16 protein-coding genes are annotated in these 21,760 nt (G+C 34.6%); all 16 read left to right on the forward strand.

Annotated elements, in window-relative coordinates:
- Nucleotides 1–28: 28 nt before the first annotated feature.
- The 16 genes from CPHY_RS08180 (at nt 29) to CPHY_RS08260 (ending at nt 21,551) form a co-directional block, all read left to right on the forward strand.
- Complete coding sequence (locus tag CPHY_RS08180) at nt 29–1,708, forward strand: S8 family peptidase (RefSeq protein ID WP_012199601.1); 1,680 nt, start codon at nt 29–31, stop codon at nt 1,706–1,708.
- Nucleotides 1,709–1,956: 248 nt separating this feature from the next.
- Nucleotides 1,957–3,639: a S8 family peptidase gene (locus CPHY_RS08185; protein ID WP_012199602.1), complete on the forward strand. Its 1,683-nt coding sequence runs from the start codon at nt 1,957–1,959 to the stop codon at nt 3,637–3,639.
- A gap of 122 nt (nt 3,640–3,761) precedes the next feature.
- Nucleotides 3,762–5,447 (forward strand): S8 family peptidase, encoded by a 1,686-nt coding sequence (locus tag CPHY_RS08190; RefSeq protein ID WP_012199603.1) that lies wholly within the window; start codon nt 3,762–3,764, stop codon nt 5,445–5,447.
- 101 nt (nt 5,448–5,548) lie between these two features.
- On the forward strand, nt 5,549–7,228 hold the full coding sequence (locus CPHY_RS08195; protein ID WP_012199604.1) for a S8 family peptidase: 1,680 nt from the start codon (nt 5,549–5,551) through the stop codon (nt 7,226–7,228).
- A 147-nt stretch (nt 7,229–7,375) separates the two neighbouring features.
- Nucleotides 7,376–7,657, forward strand: a complete 282-nt coding sequence (locus CPHY_RS08200; protein ID WP_012199605.1) for a hypothetical protein — start codon at nt 7,376–7,378, stop codon at nt 7,655–7,657.
- A 200-nt stretch (nt 7,658–7,857) separates the two neighbouring features.
- Nucleotides 7,858–8,736: an ROK family protein gene (locus CPHY_RS08205; protein ID WP_012199606.1), complete on the forward strand. Its 879-nt coding sequence runs from the start codon at nt 7,858–7,860 to the stop codon at nt 8,734–8,736.
- Nucleotides 8,737–8,945: 209 nt separating this feature from the next.
- The gene (locus tag CPHY_RS08210) at nt 8,946–9,449 is read left to right on the forward strand and encodes a sigma-70 family RNA polymerase sigma factor (protein WP_012199607.1); all 504 of its coding nucleotides are present in this window, start codon (nt 8,946–8,948) and stop codon (nt 9,447–9,449) included.
- Nucleotides 9,442–10,353, forward strand: a complete 912-nt coding sequence (locus CPHY_RS08215) for a DUF3298 and DUF4163 domain-containing protein (protein ID WP_012199608.1) — start codon at nt 9,442–9,444, stop codon at nt 10,351–10,353. The genes CPHY_RS08210 and CPHY_RS08215 overlap by 8 nt, the downstream gene beginning before the upstream one ends.
- Nucleotides 10,354–10,886: 533 nt before the next feature.
- Nucleotides 10,887–11,846 carry a sugar ABC transporter substrate-binding protein gene (locus CPHY_RS08225; RefSeq protein ID WP_157668683.1) on the forward strand — a complete coding sequence of 320 codons (960 nt, stop codon included), beginning with the start codon at nt 10,887–10,889 and terminating at the stop codon, nt 11,844–11,846.
- Nucleotides 11,830–13,326 (forward strand): sensor histidine kinase, encoded by a 1,497-nt coding sequence (locus tag CPHY_RS08230; RefSeq protein ID WP_012199610.1) that lies wholly within the window; start codon nt 11,830–11,832, stop codon nt 13,324–13,326. Before CPHY_RS08225 ends, CPHY_RS08230 begins: the two co-directional genes overlap by 17 nt.
- Nucleotides 13,319–14,920 carry a helix-turn-helix domain-containing protein gene (locus CPHY_RS08235; protein WP_012199611.1) on the forward strand — a complete coding sequence of 534 codons (1,602 nt, stop codon included), beginning with the start codon at nt 13,319–13,321 and terminating at the stop codon, nt 14,918–14,920. Before CPHY_RS08230 ends, CPHY_RS08235 begins: the two co-directional genes overlap by 8 nt.
- The gene (locus tag CPHY_RS08240) at nt 14,917–15,960 is read left to right on the forward strand and encodes a substrate-binding domain-containing protein (RefSeq protein WP_012199612.1); all 1,044 of its coding nucleotides are present in this window, start codon (nt 14,917–14,919) and stop codon (nt 15,958–15,960) included. The genes CPHY_RS08235 and CPHY_RS08240 overlap by 4 nt, the downstream gene beginning before the upstream one ends.
- Before the next feature lie 194 nt (nt 15,961–16,154).
- Nucleotides 16,155–17,222 carry a multiple monosaccharide ABC transporter substrate-binding protein gene (chvE, locus tag CPHY_RS08245; RefSeq protein ID WP_012199613.1) on the forward strand — a complete coding sequence of 356 codons (1,068 nt, stop codon included), beginning with the start codon at nt 16,155–16,157 and terminating at the stop codon, nt 17,220–17,222.
- A 167-nt stretch (nt 17,223–17,389) separates the two neighbouring features.
- A complete protein-coding gene (gene mmsA, locus CPHY_RS08250) occupies nt 17,390–18,931 on the forward strand; it encodes a multiple monosaccharide ABC transporter ATP-binding protein (protein ID WP_012199614.1) in 1,542 nt (513 codons plus the stop codon).
- A 3-nt stretch (nt 18,932–18,934) separates the two neighbouring features.
- Complete coding sequence (gene mmsB / locus CPHY_RS08255) at nt 18,935–20,113, forward strand: multiple monosaccharide ABC transporter permease (protein ID WP_012199615.1); 1,179 nt, start codon at nt 18,935–18,937, stop codon at nt 20,111–20,113.
- A gap of 286 nt (nt 20,114–20,399) precedes the next feature.
- Nucleotides 20,400–21,551, forward strand: coding sequence for a YecA family protein (locus tag CPHY_RS08260; protein ID WP_012199616.1), 1,152 nt, complete (start codon nt 20,400–20,402; stop codon nt 21,549–21,551).
- Nucleotides 21,552–21,760: the final 209 nt, after the last annotated feature.

Here is a 21,760-nt window from a genome sequence, read left to right on the forward strand (position 1 = left end):
CAGGACTGCGACAGAATGGAGTGTTTACATGGAAAACCGATTTATCAGTGAAAATTATTTCGACTTACTAGTTAATAACTCATACTTATATACTCTAGATCCCAATACAGTTGTTACTACAATAAATAACAGTTATTCTATATATCAACTTCCATATGAAGATATAAATAAATGTGATTTCCAAGGTATCACATATAGCAATGTACCAAGGTGCTATACTTTAGAATCAACTTTTGCACTAGAGGTAACAGGCGTTAAAAGAGTTCAAAGTAATCCTAATTTAGCTCTTATGGGGACTGGTGTATTAATTGGAATCATTGATACTGGTATCAATTATCTTCACTCTGCATTTTTATATAATGACAATACTTCAAGAATTACTTCCATTTGGGATCAAACAGTTAATATTGATCCACCAGAAATAGGTCAAGAATTTCCATATGGAACAATTTATACGAAAGAAGATATTAATAAAGCCTTAGAGCAACCATACCCTTTAGAGGTCGTACCAACCGATGATCAAATCGGACATGGAACAGCAATTGCTGGTATTGCAGGTGGAAGTACTGATAGAGCAAATGACTTTTCTGGAATAGCTCCTTTGGCGGAATTTGTGGTTGTGAAACTTAAACAAGCAAAGAGAATAACCAAAGACTTCTTGTCCATACCAAATGAAACAATTTGTTATCAAGAGACAGATGTTATGATGGGGGTTAAATACGTAGAAAGTGTTTCGGAACAATTAAATCGGCCACTCGCTTTATGTTTAGCAATGGGTTCCAATCAAGGAAGTCATGATGGTTTAGGAGCGCTTTCTAGTTATCTAAATGATCTATCAGAATTACCAAGAACATGTGTTACTATTAGTGCGGGAAATGAAGGGAATTCTAGAAGACATTTCTCACGATATGTAAGAAGTGGAGAAGAATATACGGATGTTGAACTAAATGTTGGAGAGAAAGATAAAAAATTTTTTTTAGAAATATGGACAGAGCCTATCCTAAGAATTTCACTTGATATCATAACCCCTTCTGGTGAAAGAATTGAGAATTTAACTCCAGGATTTAGCCAGACGACTATTCATACGTTTGTATTTGGGCCTACTAAATTATGTGTAAAGAATGTTCCCACGGTTCCAAGAACTGGAGACCAGTTGATATGGCTTCGATTTGATGACGCTCAAAGTGGACTCTGGAGACTTCGAATTCATAACATTGATAGAGTAAATGCACAGTTTAATGCATGGTTACCATCTGGAGATATTGTTTCTAATGATACCTACTTCATAGAATCGGATTCTTATATAACAATTACTTCGCCAGGGAACGCAATTGCACCAATCACAATAGGTTCCTTTGATACAAACACAGGAGGCATTTCTATTTTTTCTAGTAAAGGTTATTCTAGGGCGAATGAAATAAAACCAGATTTAGTTGCCCCTGGGACAGAACTTACTGCACCAACGAGTACGAATGGGTATGTAGATGTCTCAGGAACTGGGGCCGCCGCAGCAGTAAATACTGGTATTGTGGCACTTTTATTTGAGTGGGCAATTACTAGAGGATTTTATACAGGAATCACAGGAGTGGAAATTAAGACATTTTTAATAAGAGGAGCGGATAGAGATATATCATTAGATTATCCGAATAGAATCTGGGGGTATGGTAAGGTAGATTTATATGGGGTATTTGAAAAGGTAATAATATAAATTCAATTTTTATAGATTTGAATTATTAGTGGTGAAGTTAAAGCAAGCAAAAAACATAATAAAGGATATTTTTTCAGTAAATTGACAGCCCAATATCATATAGGAAACTCGAAACGATAAAGAAAACTCATAGAAGATTAAATTCAATCATACTTTATTATAACTATAAAGAAGTTATATTGAAAGTAGAAAATTATTTTAATAATCTAATTTTATGTGTTCTAAAGCACGGAGATGGGAGTTTATATATGGAAAACCAATTTATCAGTGAAAATTATTTCGATTTGTTAATTCCTAACGCAAGCGTGGGAACTCTAAATCCTAATATAGTTGTTACTAGAGTAAATAACACATACTCTATATTTCACCTTCCATACGCAGATATAAACAAATGTGATTTTAATAGTTTTGGTTATAACAATATACCAAAGTGCTTTATCTTAGAATCAACTTTTGTACTAGAGGTAACAGGTGTAAAAAGAGTTCAGAGTAATCCTAATTTAGCTCTTATGGGGACTGGGGCATTAATAGGAATCATTGATAGTGGCATTAATTATCTTCATCCCGCTTTTTTATTTAATGACAATACTTCAAGAATTATTTCCATTTGGGATCAAACAGTAAATCCGAATGATCCACCGGTCATGACTCAAGATTTTCCATATGGAACAATTTATACGAAAGAAGATATTAATAGGGCCTTGGAGCAACCATACCCTTTAGAGGTGGTACCTACCGATGATCCAATCGGACATGGAACAGCGATTGCTGGTATTGCAGGTGGGAGTGCGGATAGTGCAAATGATTTTTCAGGAGTAGCTCCTTTAGCTGAATTTGTAATTGTGAAAATGAAACAAGCAAAGAACATAGCCAAAGACTTCTTGTCCATATCAAGTGATGTAATTTGTTATCAAGAAACTGATGTTATGATGGGGGTTAAATACGTTGAAAAAGTTGCTCAACAATTAAACCGGCCGCTAGCCCTATGTATAGCACTAGGTTCCAATCAAGGAAGTCGTGACGGTTTAGGACCGCTTAGTAGTTATCTAAACGATCTATCAGAATTACCTAGAACCTGTGTTACTATTAGTGCGGGAAACCAAGGGAATACTAGAAGACATTACTCTAAAGTGATAAGAAGTGTAGAAGAATATATAGATGTTGAATTTAATGTTGCAGTGAACGATAAAAAATTTTTTTTAGAAATATGGACTGAGCCAATTCTAAGAATTTCACTTGATATCATATCTCCTTCTGGTGAAAGAATTGAGAATTTAACACCAGGATTTAGCCAGACGACCTTTCGTACATTTGTATTTGGACCTACTAAATTATGCGTGAAAAATGTTCTGACAGTTCCAATAACTGGAGATCAGTTGATATGGCTTCGATTTGAGGACACTCAAAGTGGACTCTGGAGATTGCGAATGTATAACATTGATAGAACAAATGCAGAGGTTGATGCATGGCTACCGGCTGGATATACTATTACTAATGATACTTACTTCATAGAATCGGATTCTTTTACAACCATTACTACACCAGGGGATACAGTTTCACCAATCACAATAAGTTCCTATGATACGTTAACCGGAGGTATTTCCGTTTTTTCCAGTAAAGGATATACTAGGGTGAATGAAATAAAACCAGACTTAGTTGCTCCTGGAACAGAACTTACTGCCCCAACGAGTACGAATGGTTATGTAAATGTCTCAGGAACTGGGGCCGCCGCCGCAGTAAGTGCTGGTATTGTAGCACTTATATTTGAGTGGGCAATTACCAGAGGATTTTATACAGGAATCACAGGAGTGGAAATTAAGACCTTTTTAATTAGAGGAGCGGATAGAGAGCTATTATTAGATTATCCGAATAGAACCTGGGGATATGGTAAGGTTAATTTATATGGGGTATTTGAAAAGTTGATACTATAAATTCAATTTTTATAGTCATTTCAAAAATTAATTGTCTTATATAATGAAAGCTATATAGTAGATACATTGATCAAAATTGCAACTATATGATTGTTAAGAAGTAGAGGAAAAAGGTGTGTTGTATGGTAGATAAAATCATTAATGAGGAATACATGGATTTGATTATACCGAATGCTATCTTAGATAGTTATAGCTATGCTGTTAATAAGACAAATATTAACGCAAGATATACTCTTATCAATGTGCCAAAAAAAACTATTGATGTTTGTGAGCTTGGAGATATTTATAGTTTTGTACCAGCGATATATACTACGGAATCTACAGTAGCACTAGATGAAATTGGAGTGACAAAAGTCAGATATGAACCAGAATATGAACTTAATGGGACCGGCGCATTGATAGGAATCATTGATAGTGGGATAAACTATCTTCATCCTGCATTTCGTTATAATGATAATACAACCAAAATACAAGCAATATGGGATCAGACAATAAACGAGGGCGCTACATCTGGTAAAGATGCCGATTTCCCATATGGTACAATTTATTCGAAAGACAAAATAAATTATGCATTAAAACAATCAAATCCTCTTGCTGTAGTGCCAACGGATGATAAGCTAGGTCATGGAACAATGGTTGCAGGTATAGCAGTTGGAAGTGAAGATGAGGAGAATGAATTTTCAGGAGTGGCACCCTTAGCAGAATTATTAGTGGTGAAGTTAAAGCAAGCAAAAAAAATAATAAAAGATATTTTTTCAGTTCCTGATGATAAAATTTGTTTTCAGGAATCAGATATTATGATGGGGATCAGGTTCGTTTTAGAAAAAGCGAAAAAATTACAACGACCTTTGGTAATATGTATAGCACTTGGAACCAATCATGGCGGAGAATATGGTAGTGGTCCATTAACTAACTTCTTAGACCTAATTACTACATTTCCAGGGGTCTGTTCCATCATTTCAGGTGGTAACGAGGGAAACACAGGAAGACATTTTTTTAGTAAATTGACAGTCCAAAATAGTACCAAGGATATTCTTTTTCATGCAGGGGAGAAAGATAAGAACTTTTTGATTGAGATTTGGCCGCAGTTTTATCAGAATATATCTTTTGAATTAGTATCTCCATCAGGAGAAACAAAGACAAATATAAATATAACGATTGATTATAGAAACCTAGATATTTATAAATTTTATATGGGTGAGACTTATATTTGCATCAATGATGTTTTAGCCGAAGTAACGAGAGGAAGACAATTAATTTTAATACGATTTGTGAATATACAAAGTGGTTTATGGACGATTCGCTTTCATAGCCTCGATAAAATTAATTCAGCATTAAATGCCTTTTTGCCATCCGGAAATATTCTATCAGAGGATACATATTTTATTGATGCAGATTCTTTTACAACGATTACATCACCTGGAAATTCGACTGCCCCAATAACCATAACGTCCTACGATAGTGTTACCGGAAATATTTCAGCATTTTCTAGTAAAGGATATTCAAGAGCTAATGAAATAAAACCTGATTTAGTAGCACCTGGTGAAGATATTACTGCACCGTATCAAAACAATAGTTATGTAAGTATATCTGGTACTGGTGCAGCTGCAGCCATTGTTTCAGGTGTCATTGCACTCATTTATGAATGGTCAATAATAAAAGGAAATTTTACTAATTTAAGCGGAACAGAAATAAAGACACTATTGATTCAAGGTGCAAAAAGAGATCCAAACGTGGAATACCCAAATAAGACCTGGGGGTATGGTAAAGTCAACTTAGTTGGTTTTTTTGATAAGTTGACAAGATAGAACTTGAAAATTAACCGTAAATAACCAAGCGATAACAGGATACATATCATCAAAATTACAACTATTTGATTATTAAAAAGTAGAGGATTAAGGTGTGTTATATGGTTGATGAAATTATAAATGAGGATTACATGGATTTGATTATACCGGATGCTCTCTTAGAGAATTTTAAGTATGCTACCAATAAGTCATACATTACCGATAAATATACTCTTGTCAATGTGCCTAAAGAGACCATTGATGTTTGTAACCTGGGAGAGATATATACTTTTGTACCAAAGATTTTAACCACGGAATCAACAATAGTATTAGATGAAACAGGAGTGACAAAGTATAGATATGAACCGGAATATGAACTTTATGGGACCGGGGTATTGATAGGAATCATTGATAGTGGAATTAACTATCTTCATCCTGCATTTCGTCATAATGATAATACAACTAAAATACAGGCAATCTGGGATCAAACCTTAAACAAGGAAGCTACCTCCGGAAAAGATACTGAATTCTCATATGGTACGATTTATACAAAAGACGATATAAATTATGCATTAACACAACCTAACCCTCTTGCTATAGTGCCAACAGATGATGAGTTAGGCCATGGAACTATGATTGCAGGTATTGCAGTTGGCAGTGAAGATGAGGAGAATGAATTTTCAGGAGTAGCACCCTTATCAAAAATAGTTGTGGTTAAGTTAAAACAAGCAAAAAACATAATAAAGGATATTTTTTCAGTTCCCAATGATAAAATTTGTTATCAAGAGTCAGATATAATGAAGGGAATAAGGTTCGTTTTTGAAACTGCGAAAAGATTGGATCGACCATTAGTTATATGTATTGCACTAGGAACTAATCAAGGTGGAAATTATACTTTAGGACCTTTAACTGACTTCCTAGAATTTATAACATTATTTCCTGGGCTTTGTTCCGTTATTTCTGGTGGTAATGAGGGAAACACAGGAAGACATTTTTCTAGTAATTTAACTGCCCAAAATAGTATCATTGATATTCTTTTTCAGGTTGGAGAAAAAGATAAGAACTTTTTACTTGAGATTTGGCCACAATTTAATCAGAGAGTTTCTCTTGAATTAATATCTCCTTCAGGAGAAATAAAGACAAACATAACGCTGGATTTAATAAACATTTTAGAGCATAAATTTTATATGGGTAAGACTTTTATTTGTATTAATGATATCGTATCCGAAAGAAGGAGAGGAAATCAACTAATTTTGATACGGTTTGAAAATATGCAAAGTGGTTTATGGACCATCCGCTATAGTAACCTTGATAAATTCGATACGGAATTAAATGCCTTTTTTCCATCAGGAAATCTTTTATCGAATGATACATATTTTATTGATTCAGATTCTTTTACAACGATAACATCTCCTGGAAATTCGATAACACCTATAACTATAACATCCTATAATAGTATTGATGGCAATATTTCTGTATTTTCTAGTAAAGGGTATTCAAGAGATGGAGAAGTAAAACCTGATTTAGCAGCACCTGGAGAAAATATTACCGCACCGTTTCAAAACGATAGTTATGTGAATACGAATGGTACTGGTGCAGCTGCAGCCGTTGTTTCAGGTATTGTTGCACTTATTTTTGAATGGTCAATTACGAAAGGAAATTATACTAAATTAAGCGGAGCAGAAATTAAAACCCTCTTGATTCAAGGTGCACAGCGCGATCCAAATATGGAATACCCAAATAAGACCTGGGGGTATGGTAAAATTGACTTAGTTGGTTTCTTTGATAAGTTGACAATATAATATAGCTCCCCTCGATTATTGAAATATTTTTTGATTTCAATAATTATGATTTTGATTTCGAAACATAAGTATATCCTTATCAACTTTGGATAAACTAACGATAACAAAAATATTGTATTTGGGTTATGAAGAAAGAAGCGGTGCAGTATGAAGTCAAAAGTTGGCAAGGTGTTAAAAAATGTCACAGAAGATGTAGTAAAAGCTGGCGGTGTTGCAGCAAAGAATAGTGGCGAATTTATTGGTAAAGCAGGAGAAAAAATAGGTGTGCCAAAAGAAAAATGCGATCGCATCGAAAATGCTGCACATTCCTTTGGTAAGGATGTATATTATAACAGCCATAAAGCTGGTAAAAAGGTTGAGAAATTTACGAACGAAGTCATTGATAAGACAAAAGGTTTATACGAATCTATCACAAATAAAGATGAATAGTTTTTAATTAAATAAGAAATGAAAAGCGGGAGACTAAATCTTTTCATAAGAGATAAAAAATTCTTATGTAATGTTTAGTTTTCCCGTTTTTTGTGTTATAATGTGGACATAAAGATATGGCAATTCTTAAATTGTCCAAAATGATAAAGAATATTTCATATGATTCCATAATTAGTTAATCCAGTGAGGAGAATGAGAGTATGAAGATTGGTGCACTAGAGGCAGGCGGTACAAAGATGGTATGCGCTATCGGAGATGAGAATGGCAATATAATAGAACGAATCAGTATTCCAACAGAAACCCCTGAAATTACAATGCCTAAAATTATTGAATTTTTTAAGGCCGCTAAAGTTGAAGCAATCGGTGTTGGATGCTTTGGCCCAGTAGATCTAAATAGAGCTTCTGCTCAGTACGGTTATATTACTTCCACTCCGAAGTTATCTTGGAGAAACTTCGATATCTTAGGAAATTTGAAACGGGAACTTAATGTACCTATAGGTTTCGACACAGACGTTAATGCGTCTGCTTTAGGGGAAGCTACATATGGAATCACAAAAGGATTAGATGTAAGTATCTATATAACGATTGGAACTGGAGTAGGGGTTGGAGTCTTTATCAATGGACAATTACTACATGGAATGTTACATCCGGAAGCTGGTCATATCCTCTTAGAAAGACATAAAGAGGATACATTTGGTGGAAGTTGCCCTTATCATCAAAATTGTTTCGAAGGGCTGGCGTCAGGACCAGCAATCGGAAAACGTTATGGAAAGAGTGCAAATGAGTTAAGTGATTGCGATGAAGTATGGAAGCTAGAAGCTTACTATATAGCTCAGGCACTTTATAACTATACCTGTATGTTTTCTCCAAATAAGATAGTCTTAGGTGGAGGAGTAATGCATCAAAAACAACTTTATCCGCTTATCAGGGAAGAATTCAAGAAAATAATGAACGGTTATATTGATACTAAGGAAGTACGAGATCTAGAAAATTTTATAATTGCCCCAAGTTTAAATGATAACCAAGGTATCTTAGGATGTCTGGAATTAGCAAATAGAGAAATGCGTTTATTATTATAAATAAAGGTTAAAAGAGAGAATAGTATAAAAAGAATGTAATAAAATTTGATGTATAAGAATGTAGTAAAAAGGTTGATATAAAAAAATACAATTAAAAAGAATGGAATAAAAAAAGTTTTCATTTGGGTAAAATCATAATGAAACTTTTTTTATTTTCTTTTGGTCTAATGATATGTAGCTATAAATTTGAAGGGATAAGGAACAGACATATGTCGGCAAAAGAAACAAGAGAAGAACGGTGTGTTCAGGAATTGTTGATTTCAAATTACAAAAAGTATTATCGGGTTGCTTATAGTTATTGTTTTAATCCGAACGATGCCATGGACATCGTTCAGGAGAGTGCATACAAGGCAATAAAATATAGCAATTCTTTAAAACATATAGAGTATGCAGATACATGGATATGTAAGATTGTAATCAATACAGCAATAAAAATGATTAATAATAAAAAAAACGTAATATATGAACTTGATGAATCTATCCCTTACGAGGAAAATTTCGAACAAATTTATATGAAAGATTTAGTCTCGAGTTTAGAGGAACCAGAAAGAAGCATTGTAATGATGCGCTATTTTGAAGATTATAAACTAGAGGATATTAGTAAGGTACTTGATATGAATTTAAGTACGGTTAAGTCAAAATTATATCGCGGACTTCGTAAACTTAAAAAAGAATTGGAAAACAAAGAAGATAGGAGTAGTGTGAATGAATAACAATTTAGATGGAGCCCCCCTGACGGAAGATTTAACGAAATTAGAGGATAATCGTCACTTGCTTGCATTAAAAAAAGCATATCATCAAATAGAAGTTCCAATGGATGCGGTTGAAAGATTAAAAGATACCATTCACGAAGCAAATGCAAAGAAGAGAAGAAGAAGTTGGTTTCAAGGCAGTGTTACTATATTAGCTGCTGCATGTCTTTGTATCGTTTTTCTGTTAAATAGTAGTGCTACAATTGCACAAGCGATGAGTAGAATACCGGGTTTAGGAGGTTTATTTGAAGCAGTAACCTTCCGTCATTATGAAAATTCTACCGATGATTACTATGCGAAAGTGGACATACCAAAGATTGTCTATTATGGTATGGATGAATCAGAATCAATTACGGCGGTTAATCAAGAGATCAAAGGTTATGTCGAAAGATTAATAGCCAAATTTGAATCAGATATTAAAGTGGATGGAAGTATTCATCAAAGTATGGAAGTTACGTATCATGTAATATTAAATAATGATCATTGGTTTTCTCTTCGTATTGATGTGGTGGAGGCAATAGCTTCTAGTTATGAACATACACTTTTCTATCATATCGATAAATCAACTGGTGAAATGATTCAGCTTAAAGACATGTTTCTTGAATCCAGTGATTATACCAGTGTCATTAGCGAAGAAATAAAACGACAGATGAAAGAAAATATCAAAAATGGAACAGATGTGTATCTATTAGGTGATGATGATAATAACGTTGATGACTTTATGATAGATAAAAACCAAAGCTTTTACATCAACGATTCACAGGATATTGTAATTCATTTTGATGATTATGAAATTGCACCAGGTTCGGAAGGAAGTAAAGATTTCGTTATTTCGAAAGATGTAGTGAAAGATATTTTAAAATAAGTCGTGAAACGTAATTTAACCCATCAATGTAGTTGCGAATGGGTTACGAGTGAGTAGTAAATTACGAGAATCTTTTGAAACGGTCTATATATAATAGAGTTAAAAGGCAGTAAGCAAAGTTATAAGGTACTTTGCTTGCTGCCTTTTTATTCATGACAAGGAAAAGTTTGAGAAGCATAGCCTAAAACGTACTCATGACAAGGAAAAATTTGAGAAACATAGCTTAATTTATTCATGAATGTAAAGTATGCTAAGCGTACTTTTTCTTAATTTCTTCATAAAAGGTTTTCATAAAAAATTAAGAAAAATAGTAATAATTAACAAAATATGGTATAATGCTGTTAGATTGTTAGACATTATACCAGTATCTTGCAAAACGAATGCACGAAGACGGTACAAAGTGCTGTATACTATAGGGAATATTAAATCAATTTTAGGAGATGAGAAGAATAATTAAACGAAGGAAGATACCAATACGCTTAATCATTTGTGTAATATCAGTTTTATTTATGCTCACAGCAGCAATTACAACTATGCTAATTTTTAAAAATCAAATAGAGAATGTTGTTAGGCAAATGGATGTTCTTACTGCAAAAGAATATGATTCCTATTATGCCATGATTGTTGGAGACCAGTCATCTTCTTTCTGGAAGTCGGTTTATCAAAGTGCTAAGTCAGCTGGTGAGGAAGATAATACATTAGTAGAATTTATGGGAGACGAGCTAGCAAGTACATTTTCAAAAGAAGAACTTATGCAGATAGCAATAGCGTCCAAAGTTGATGGCATCTTTTTAGAAGCGGATGAAAGCGAAGCATTAACAACTCTGATTGATGAAGCAGTGATGCAAGGTATCCCGGTAATTACGGTATTAGGGGACAATACCGAAAGTAATCGACTTAGCTATGTTGGAGTAAATAATTATAATCTTGGAAAGATGTATGGTAAGCAAGTATTAGATATTGCTAATGGAGAGGAATGTAATGTCCTTGTATTAATGTCAAATAATACAGAGGACTGGGGACAAAACATACTATATGCTAGTATTTATGAGACATTGAAGACTGTAACAAATGCAGATAATTTTATTCATATGAGATCGATTAAGATAGAGGAAGAAAGCACTTTTGCAGCGGAAGAATCCATTCGAGATATCTTTGTAAAAGAAGGGAGTATACCGGATATACTGATTTGCCTGAATGAATTAAATACAACATGCGCTTATCAGGCAGTTGTAGATTACAACAAGGTGGGTGAAGTTAATATCTTAGGGTATTATGATTCGGATGTCATTATAAAAGCAGTAGAAAGAAATGTTATCTACTCTACAATAAAAGTGAATACGGAGCAAATCGGACGCTACCTAATCGAGGCTATGAAAGAATATCAGATGACTGGACATGCTAATGAATATTATACAGTAGATACCGCATTAATTACCTCAGATAATTTGAAAGAATTTACTTTAGGAGGGAAAGATGGGAAGAAAGAATGAGTTTGTTGGGATATCGTTACAGGTAAAGCTAATGTTAGCCTTTGCTGCGACGATTGTTCTGGTCTTTGGAATGAATGCATATATGTATGTGAATATCAACAATTTTATCAATCGATTGGATTCCATCTATGTTAGTAATATTAATTTGAATGAGTTGGAAGAGGAACTTACGAATGTTCAAACCAGTATGACTAAGTTTTTAAATACGAAGACAACAGATGCGATGGAAGAGTATTATAAACATGAGCAAAGTTACAGAAATGCAATCAAGTCATTAAAAGATGAGAAATCTTCTGATAAGTTAATACTCATGGAACGAAATATCAAGAAGATGTCAGAGCATTATCTATTGTTAACAAATCAAACCATAGAGGCTAAGCGTGGTCGAAATGTTGAGAAATATAAAGTTCGGTATGAGAATGCAACGGCATCCTATACCTATATTAGTACATATATTTATAGTTTAAATAATGGATTGTTTAAAAATAACTCGATGAATTACTTAGCTCTTTCTAATTCGATACGATCGTTAGAACGTTTGAGTACATTTCTAATCATGTCCATTGCTTCTGGTAATATCATTGTTATTCTAATCCTAACGCAAACGATTACCAGACCTCTGAAAATACTGGCTAAAACAGCGAACCAGGTTGCAGAGGGAAATTTTGATGTAGAAGTAGTTGAAGTCAGTAGTCATGATGAGGTAGGAGTTGTGACCAAAGCGTTTGATCAGATGGTGATAAGCATTCGTGATTATATCACTAGACTGAAAGAAAGCGTAGAGAATGAACGAAATTTAAAAGAGCGGGAGTTACGAATGGAATCACATCTAAAAGATGCTCAATTAAAATATCTTCAAGCTCAGATTAATCCACATTTTTTATTTAATACATTAAATGCTGGTGCTCAGCTTGCAATGTTTGAAGGTGCAGAATCCACCTGTGAATATGTTCAAAATGTGGCTGAATTCTTTCGTTATAGTATTAAGAAAAATCATGAGGTGGTAGCACTTCATGAGGAAATCGAACTGGTTGACCATTATATATATATTTTAAATGTGCGATTTTCTGGAGCAATCCATTATGAGAAACACATTGATGATAGATTGACTGAAATCACAGTTCCAAGTATGATTTTACAGCCTATTGTTGAGAATAGCTTCCAATATGGATTACGTGATATTGAATGGGAAGGGAAAATAGTACTGTCGGTATACTTAAATGAAGAAGAGGTTTGCGTCAGTATATTTGACAATGGTATTGGTATGGATGAAGAACAGGTGAAACAAATTAATACCAGAAAAACAAGAGAGAATGTGGGGGATAAGGACTCGAATGGCATTGGACTTAGTAATGTTATGGAGAGATTGTCGCTTTATTTTAACCAAAGTCAAATAGTAACTGTATCAAGCGAGGGGAAGAACTGTGGAACGGAGGTAACATTTCGCTTACCATGGAAGCAGGAGGAGAAACATGTATAAAATTATGCTAGCAGATGATGAGGGAATTGTAATTGAGTCATTAAAATATATTATCAAACATAATTTTGGAGATGAATGTACGGTAGAGTCTGCAAAGACTGGGCGGAATGCGATTGAGCTTTCGGAAATCTTTCGGCCAGAGATTGTCATCATGGATATTAAAATGCCTGGAATCAATGGTATTGAAGCAATGAGAGAGATTAAGAAATATTTTCCGGGCATGATATTTATTGTAATGAGTGCATATGATAAATTTGACTATGCAAAAGAGGCAATTAATCTTGGCGTTTTAGAATATTTACATAAACCTGTGAGCAAAGAACGAATTGTCGAAGTTTTGCGAAGGGCTATGCAACTCATTGATATGGAACGAAAGAAACGTAGTAATGAATTAATAGTTCGTGAAAAGATGGAAGCGGTCATACCTATCCTTGAAAATGGATTTATTTATACCCTTTTATTACAAGAGTTTGAAAGAGAAGATGTTGCTAATTTTAAGAACTTACTTGAAATTCCTTATGATTATGGTTATATGATGGTTCTGGATTGTGGAGAAGAGCAGATTGGTTCTCAAATGACGAATGCCATAGGAACCAGTGTTAGTATTCAAAATCATTACAAAGAAATTAGAGAATATATCCGTAGTGTTATTGAATTAGGGGTTGTGGGGCCCGTTATGGCGAATAAAGTAGTGATATTCATACCATATGAAAATATGATTATGGATTATGAAGAGCGAATTCGAGTAATTGAACAAGCAAGAGTTCTAATTCGCCAGTTAAAAAGCCACATGGATATCCGTATTCGAATTGGAATTGGTTCTGTCTATTTTGTGTCCGATGCAGTAAAGTCTTATAGCGAGGCCCTTAAATCATTGCTTGAAACGACAGGTTCCATAGCCCATGTGGACGATTTACCATTAACTTGTGTCTATGAAGAGGATTACCCAATTATTATAGAAAAAACAATCTTTGAAGCGATACAAAAAGGTGATGTAAAACTTGCAGTTACCTCTACCCATCAATTTTTTGAATGGATGGTAAAGACATATCCAGATTGTATGACAGATATTAAATTAAAGGTTATTGAATTTGTGTTATGGGCAGAGCATATTGCCTATGAGAATGGTGGAATGATTTATGAATTTCGTTCCAGAAGAGACTACTTACCAACCATTGTTGAAATTGAGCAATACGATGCACTTCGTCTTTGGTTTGCAGAACGTATTGAGATTGCCTGTCGGAATGTGGAGAATAAGAAAAAAGTAACTTCGATTAGTACCGTAGAGAAGGCAAAACTATACATAAGGGATAATTATCAGAAAGATTTGTCATTAGAAGAAGTATCTAGGCAAGTGGATATTAGCCCATATTATTTTAGTAAGGTGTTTAAAGAAGAAACAGGAACTAATTTTATTGATTATCTTACGGAACTTCGGATGTCAGTCGCGAAGCAATTACTTCTTGAGTCAGAACGAAGTATGAAAGAGATCGGTATTATGGTGGGGTATAGTGATCCAAATTATTTTAGCAGGTCATTTAAGAAGAATATTGGTATCACACCAACAGAGTATAAAGAGGGAGGGGGAGCGTGAAGAAAAGTATTGCATTACTATTCTTAAGTTTTATTCTCCTATTCTCTGGATGTAACAAAGGTCATCGAGAAATTGAGGAAACAAAGAAGGAGGAACCCAAAAAAATACAAATTGGAATGAGCTTTGACTCCTTTGTGATTGAAAGATGGCAGAGAGATCGTGATATATTTGTTGCAACTGCCAATGACCTAGGTGCAGAAGTCAATGTTCAAAATGCCAGTGGGGATGTGAATGAACAGGTACGGCAAATAGAATACTTCATTGAAAAACAAGTGGATGCGATTGTAATCATTGGAATTGATTCCGAGAAACTTTCCACAGTTGTAAAAAAAGCAAAGGAAAAAGGAATTAAAATCATTGCATATGATAGGCTGATTATGAATGCAGATGTAGATCTCTATATTTCCTTTGATAATGAAGCTGTTGGGAAGATGATGGCGTCAGCATTTGTCGAGAACGGGCTAACGAAAGGGAAAGTACTTATGTTTTGCGGCCCAATGACTGACAATAATGTTTCAATGATTGAAAAAGGATTCCAAAGTGTCATCAAGGAACATGATATTGAGATTCTAGACATACTTCATGCGGATAATTGGAGAGCAGAGGAAACTAGAAAGTATGTAAATGAACATATCGATGTAGTAAAAGAAGCAGATGCCATTATGTGTGGTAATGATGGTCTTGCAGGACAAACGATTTACGATTTGGCAGAACTTAGATTAGCAGGTAAGGTCATGGTAGTCGGACAAGATGCAGATCTTGAGGCATGTCAAAGGATAGTAGAGGGAACGCAGTTAATGACTGTTTATAAGCCAGTTGCAAAACTTGCTCAAGCGGCTGCAGAGGATACGATTAAACTAGTACTAGGCGAAGAGCTAGGCGCTACCTCTGAGATTAATGATGGAAGTTACGATGTTCCTTATATTGCTCTTGAAACAATTGCTGTTACTGCAAAGAATTTAGAGGAAGTAATCATAAATAGCGGATTTCATCTAAAGGAGGATGTATATCTGAATGTTCCAGAAGAAATGCCAAAATAAGTACTTAATAACCTAGAATATTTTAAGCAAGAAAAAAATAATCACAAAAAAGTACTAAAGGTTCTTTATAGAGTGCAGCGAATCGTAAAAATATGCTGATGGTCGCAATCAAGTCCTAGTATGCCTATGATATAGTAAAAGTATGAAAAAGGTAAAACTTTTTCATGATATTAAAATTGGTAGGAGGAATAAGGATGAAAAGAATGTTATGTTTACTTTTAAGTCTCATGATGGTTGTCTCACTTGCAGGTTGTGGTTCAAAGGCGACATCCGGAAAAGGATCTGACAAATTAGTTGGTGTTGCAATGCCAACAAAAGATTTGCAACGTTGGAATCAAGATGGCTCCAATATGGAAAAGCAATTAAAGGATGCTGGTTATGAAGTTGATTTACAATACGCAAGTAATGACGTCCAGACTCAGGTATCTCAGATAGAGAATATGATATCAAATGGCTGTAAGTTATTAGTTATTGCTTCGATTGAAGGAGATTCTTTAGGTACCGTACTTGCACAGGCAAAGAAGAAAGGTATCTCAGTTATTGCTTACGACCGTTTAATCATGAATTCTGACGCAGTTTCGTACTATGCAACTTTTGATAATTATATGGTTGGTACAAAGCAAGGAGAGTACATAAAAGAAAAATTAAATCTTGAAACAGCAAAAGGCCCATTCAATCTTGAGATTTTTACTGGTGATCCAGGTGATAATAATGCAAGATTCTTCTACGGCGGAGCTATGGATGTATTGAAACCATATGTTGATGGCGGTGTTCTTGTTGTAAAATCAGGTTCTGTTGCTTTTGAAAAAGTTGCTACTGCAGGCTGGAGTACTGAGACTGCACAAAATAGAATGGATGCAATTATCGCTTCCTATTATGCAGATGGTACGAAACTAGATGCAGTTCTTTGCTCAAACGATTCAACAGCACTTGGTGTAACCAATGCATTAACAGCTTCCTATAAAGGAGAATGGCCAATCGTTACTGGACAGGATTGTGATATTGCAAACGTTAAAAATATGCTTGATGGAAAACAGTCCATGTCAATCTTTAAAGATACTCGTACTTTAGCATCTCAGGTTGTTAAGATGGTAGATGCAATTATGAAGGGTGGAGAAGCTCCTGTCAATGATACTAAGAGTTATGATAATGGAAATGGTATCGTACCTTCCTATCTATGTGAACCAGTATTTGCAGACGCTACGAACTATAAAGAATTGCTAATTGACTCCGGTTACTATACAGAAGATCAGTTGAAATAAAGATAGATAAGTCAAAGTACTTGTCAGGACAGCAATAAATTTCGAAACGGTTGGAGTTAAGCTACTAAGGGAAGAAAGAGCTTATCCCCAACCGTTTTATCAATATTTCGTAGTTTTTCATGTAATCTTTCTATAGTTAACACACTGATTTAAAGGAGAGGAAAAGCTTGGAAAACATAATATTAGAGATGAGGAACATAACCAAAACATTTCCCGGAGTTAAGGCATTAGATAATGTTAACTTAAAAGTAAAAGAGGGAGAGATACATGCACTTGTAGGTGAGAACGGTGCTGGAAAATCGACCTTAATGAATGTACTTAGCGGTATCTACCCATATGGATCGTACGAGGGAGAAATTATATATCAAGGAGAGTTATGTAAATTCTCAAAAATAAAAGACAGTGAAGAAAAAGGAATTATTATTATTCATCAGGAATTAGCTCTCGTTCCTTATATGAGTATTGCGGAGAATATGTTTCTTGGCAATGAACGAGGAAAACCATACGCAATCAACTGGAACGATACTTATGGTTATGCAGATGAATTGCTTAAAATTGTAGGATTAAAGGAATCCTCAAGAACCCTAATAAAAGATATCGGAATTGGAAAACAACAATTAGTTGAGATAGCCAAAGCACTTTCAAAAAAAGCGAAACTATTAATCTTAGATGAACCGACCTCATCATTAAATGAATCGGAATCAAAGAGTTTGCTTGATTTATTATTATCTTTTAAAAAAGAAGGAATGACATCAATCATTATCTCTCATAAGTTAAATGAGATTTCTTATGTTGCAGATAGGATTACGATACTTAGAGATGGTTCAACTATTGAAACACTAGATAAATCAAAGGATGATATTTCGGAAGAGCGAATTATTAAAGGTATGGTAGGCCGTGACATGACGGTACGTTTTCCAAAACGTGACTCGCTAATTTCAAATGAAAATGTTCTAGAAATCAATGACTTTACAGTTCACCATCCAATGACTCCGGAACGTAAAGTAGTAGACCATGTTAGTCTAACTTTAAAAAAAGGAGAGGTAGTAGGTATTGCTGGACTTATGGGTGCCGGTAGAACAGAACTCGCTATGGGGCTGTTTGGAAAAGCTTATGGTAGAAATATATCAGGAGAAGTTAAGATTAACGGAAAAGAAGTAACACTTCGTAAGGTAAAAGATGCGATTGAGAACAGGCTTGCTTATGTAACGGAAGATAGAAAAGGAAATGGGTTAATACTAAGCAAATCGATTGCCATGAATACTACGTTATCAAGCTTAAAAAAAGTTAGCTACAAAGGAGTATTAGATCGGGACAAGGAATATGAGGTGGCAAGTAATTATAAAGAAAAGTTAAAAACAAAGTGTCCAACAGTTTGGCAAAATGTAGGAAACTTAAGTGGTGGAAACCAGCAAAAGGTATTACTTGCAAAATGGATGTTTGCAAATCCAGATATCTTAATTCTTGATGAACCTACCAGAGGAATAGATGTAGGTGCAAAGTATGAAATTTATTGTATTATTAATGAATTAGTTGCAGAAGGAAAATCCGTCATATTAATCTCATCTGAATTACCAGAAATACTTGGAATGAGTGATCGAATTTATGTCATGTGTGATGGTAAGATGGTTGGAGAACTAGGAAAAGAAGAAGCAACCTCTGAGACAATTATGTCATTGATTCTGAAAGCTAGCAATAAAGGAGCGTGAGATATGGATAAAGAAAAAGTAATGAATTTTACTAAAAAATATACAATGATCATTGCATTAGTTTTGGTTACTATGTTCTTTTTCATAAAAACAGGAGGTAAAGTCCTCTGGCCACAAAATGTGAGTAACTTGGTTTCTCAGAATGCCTATGTATTTGTCTTAGCTTCCGGTATGCTGTTTTGTATCTTAACTGGCGGAAATATTGATTTATCCATTGGCTCCGTAGTTTGTTTTGTGGGATCCATCGGTGCCACGATGATGGAGACTAAAGGATTAAATTTTGTTGTATCAATCATCATTATGATAAGTTTCGGATTATTAATAGGAGCATGGCAGGGATTTTGGATTGCATATGTAAGAATCCCCCCATTTATCGTAACTTTGGCTGGTATGCTAGTATTTCGAGGGTTATCAAATATCGTATTGCAGGGACTTACCGTACCACTTACGAATCAGACTTATATAAAGTTATTTGGTGGTGGTGCAGAATGTTATGTCCCAGATATTTTTGGTATGAAGGGTTTTAACTTAACTTGTATGCTATTTGGTATTCTTATATGTATTATTTATATTTTATTACAATGCAAAAGCCGTATAAACAAAACGAGAAAGGGCTATGAGACAGAACCACTACATACAATGCTACTCAAAGTAATAGTAATCTGCTTGACTATCTTAGCATTTTTCTTCCGTCTTTCTCAATATGAAGGTATTCCAACCGCTTTAATTTGGGTACTAATTGTTGTTCTAGTATATGGTTATATTTCATCAAAAACAACCGTGGGTCGTCACTTTTACGCTGTTGGTGGTAATGAAAAGGCAACAAGACTTTCTGGCATTAATACAAATCGTGTCTATTTTCTCGCCTATTTAAATATGGGATTTTTATCAGCGATTGCTGGTATGTTAACGATTGCAAGATTGACCTCAGCACAACCAACCTATGGAGCGAACTATGAGATGGATGCGATAGGTGCCTGCTTTATTGGAGGGGCTAGTGCTTATGGTGGTATTGGTACGATTCCTGGAGTAATTGTCGGAGCGGTATTAATGGGTGTGATAAATCTAGGCATGAGTATTATGAGCGTAGATGCAAACTATCAAAAGGTTGTAAAAGGCTTAGTGCTACTTGCAGCAGTAATATTCGATGTTGTTTCAAAGCGTAGCGAGAGAAAAGCTTAAATTAAAATTGATAGAGATTTAAACGAAGAGTCTAACATACTAGACTCTTCGTTTTTCACCTCTTACTTCCACTTTTTATAAAGGAAGTATTGACCTATATTAAGTCCTTATTTCTAAAGGAATTAATAATGAAATTCCAATTAGGACAGTGTAGGATTGACTATAGAGCCAACTTATGCTATTGTTTTTAAATGCGAAATTAGAATAGAAAAAAATGAGGGAGAAGACAGAACTTCCTCATTTTTATGTTAGGATTAGGCTTGGCCTAAGGATGAGAGGAGTAACAATGAGTTCAAATAGTAATATACCCCAGATGAAGGAGAATTTAACAAAACTGGTAAATGGGAAAAAAGAAGTAACACTCTCAGAGTGTCTTTCCTATAGTACCCGCGATGAATTGGTGCAGATTGCAGCAGAAAATGGCTATGCATTGAAGAAAAGCTTACGCAAACAAGAAATGATCGATGTTTTAGTAAGTGAAATTACCAAAGCGTTTTCCGCCATGTTAGATGGTATGATTATGGCTCAATTCGAATCAATCATTTTTGCATTACGGTCTCACCAATCTAAGATTATGCCTTCGGATAATTTATACTACTTAACAAATCGTGGTTTTGTTTATTGGATGGCAGCAGGTAGTAAAAGTGAGGAAGCGCCAACTTTATTATTTCCAAGTGAGTTAATACAATTAGCTCTTGCTTCATTTACAGAAGAGGGAATGTCTGAGGTAACTGAGCGTGAAACAATTTATCTAATGCTTCAGGCGATGTGTAATCTATATGGGACATTTCCTGTTAAGCTATTACATGAGCTTTATCAAAAGTATAATGATAATACGAAAATGAATGAGAACGTTCTGGCAAAGGTACTTGAACCTTCCCTAGATCGCTTTCAGGAATTTTATCAGATGAATGATTATATTGTGCCTGAATTCTTGGTGGAGGAAGAGGCATATCAAACTATTTTAAGTCAGTCGGAAGGTATGGAGTATTACATACCGACATTTGAGGAACTGCTTTATTATGCTAGTCATGAAGTAGATGAGGAATGTGAACAATACAAAGATGTCTATTCCTTTTTCCAAACAAAGACTAAGGATAGCAATACACTTGATAAGCTCATGAAGGGATTGGGATGTCTTTGTGTACAAGATGCTATGCCTAGCTATATGATGAGTGAAGTAAATAATGCGGGTGTTATTTTTGAAGATATTGAGGAAGCAAATCAATTGCTCTGCTTATTGACTGATTTATCAAATCATACAATTAAGTGGGTATATAAAGGAAATACTCCAGTTGCAGTTGGCAAATTAAATGCTTATCCAAACCCTCTTACTAAGAAGAATGAACCAGTCGTTAAGGATGAACCTAAAGTATATCCAAACGACCCATGTCCTTGTGGAAGTGGGAAAAAATATAAGAAATGCTGTGCAAGATAACATAGGATCTAAAAAATGCTGTGCAAGATAAAATAGAATCTAAAAAATGGTGTATTGAGATAAAATAGAATCATAAAAGATTCTGTGTAAGATAACATAGACCTAAAAATTGCTGTAAAACAAAGATCCTAAAAAGAGGAGTACCGAAAGAGGAGTCAACCATCTTTCGGTACTTTTTATATTATGAAGATTTAGCAAAGTTTAATATA

The organism is Lachnoclostridium phytofermentans ISDg (assembly GCF_000018685.1).
GTDB lineage: Bacteria > Bacillota > Clostridia > Lachnospirales > Lachnospiraceae > Lachnoclostridium > Lachnoclostridium phytofermentans.